This window comes from Brevundimonas sp. GW822-FHT03E11, from assembly GCF_058801445.1.
Genome location: NZ_JBXANG010000024.1, coordinates 1 through 1419, shown reverse-complemented (window position 1 = coordinate 1419; position 1419 = coordinate 1). Strand labels below are relative to the sequence as shown.

Genomic DNA, 1419 nt, shown 5'->3' with positions numbered 1-1419 from the left:
TGTGGTTTAATTCGAAGCAACGCGCAGAACCTTACCACCTTTTGACATGCCCGGACCGCCACAGAGATGTGGCTTTCCCTTCGGGGACTGGGACACAGGTGCTGCATGGCTGTCGTCAGCTCGTGTCGTGAGATGTTGGGTTAAGTCCCGCAACGAGCGCAACCCTCGCCATTAGTTGCCATCATTCAGTTGGGAACTCTAATGGGACTGCCGGTGCTAAGCCGGAGGAAGGTGGGGATGACGTCAAGTCCTCATGGCCCTTACAGGGTGGGCTACACACGTGCTACAATGGCGACTACAGAGGGTTAATCCTTAAAAGTCGTCTCAGTTCGGATTGTCCTCTGCAACTCGAGGGCATGAAGTTGGAATCGCTAGTAATCGCGGATCAGCATGCCGCGGTGAATACGTTCCCGGGCCTTGTACACACCGCCCGTCACACCATGGGAGTTGGTTCTACCCGAAGGCGCTGCGCTGACCGCAAGGAGGCAGGCGACCACGGTAGGGTCAGCGACTGGGGTGAAGTCGTAACAAGGTAGCCGTAGGGGAACCTGCGGCTGGATCACCTCCTTTCTAAGGATGTTCCTCCAGGTCTCACGGCCTATTGGAACTCCACATAAACGGCAGGATGCCGCCGTCTCCGTTTCTCTTTCCACTTTCGTCATCGACGCCTCGGCTATACGGGTCGCGGGGTTGGTGACGCGATCGCGAGCCCGGAACTCCTGGCTGTCGCGCTGCCCTAGGCCCGTAGCTCAGGTGGTTAGAGCGTACGCCTGATAAGCGTAAGGTCGGCAGTTCGAGTCTGCCCGGGCCTACCAGCCCTCTAGGATCCATCTGGACGGTTCGTCGACAGCTCTCCTGGCTTGACCCTGAGAAGGGGCCATAGCTCAGTTGGTAGAGCGCCTGCTTTGCAAGCAGGATGTCGTCGGTTCGACTCCGTCTGGCTCCACCACTCGCCGAGCGGCGAGAGGCGAATGACCAGAGGCGCGCATCGCATACAAGTTTGCCGTTACCTGAATGGGTGATGTGCATTGATATTGTGAAGGAAGAATGAGGCCGGCTCCCCTGAGCTTTTAGGTCTGGTTCGATAAGAAGACATTGTCTGACAAAAATCAGGCTTGGTCCCCCGGCGCCTTTCCAGTCGGGCGGAATAAACCAAGCATGAGTTTTGCTGAGAAACGATCAAACGTTGAAGGGCTTCTGACGGATGCCTTGGCGTAGAGAGGCGATGAAGGACGTGGCAAGCTGCGATAAGAACCGGGGAGGCGCTAGCACCCTTTGATCCGGTTATTTCCGAATGGGGGAACCCACCTTTACAGTCTTCCAACTCTGTTCCGGCTTCGGCCGGGTCAGCGATTGGCGGATTGTTGAAAGGTATAATGAGCTGAATACATAGGCTTCATTAAGCGAACGCGGGGAACT

Annotated in this window: 2 tRNA genes and 2 rRNA genes; all 4 read left to right on the top strand. The window is 56.5% G+C overall.

Features of this window, described 5'->3' with window-relative positions:
• Window positions 1–570 (top strand): 16S ribosomal RNA (locus AC1RKE_RS16025); the annotation flags it as partial.
• Between the two features lie 168 nt (window positions 571–738).
• Window positions 739–815 (top strand) — tRNA-Ile (locus AC1RKE_RS16020).
• A 58-nt stretch (window positions 816–873) separates the two neighbouring features.
• Window positions 874–949 (top strand) — tRNA-Ala (locus AC1RKE_RS16015).
• 228 nt (window positions 950–1177) lie between these two features.
• Window positions 1178–1419 (top strand): 23S ribosomal RNA (locus tag AC1RKE_RS16010); the annotation flags it as partial.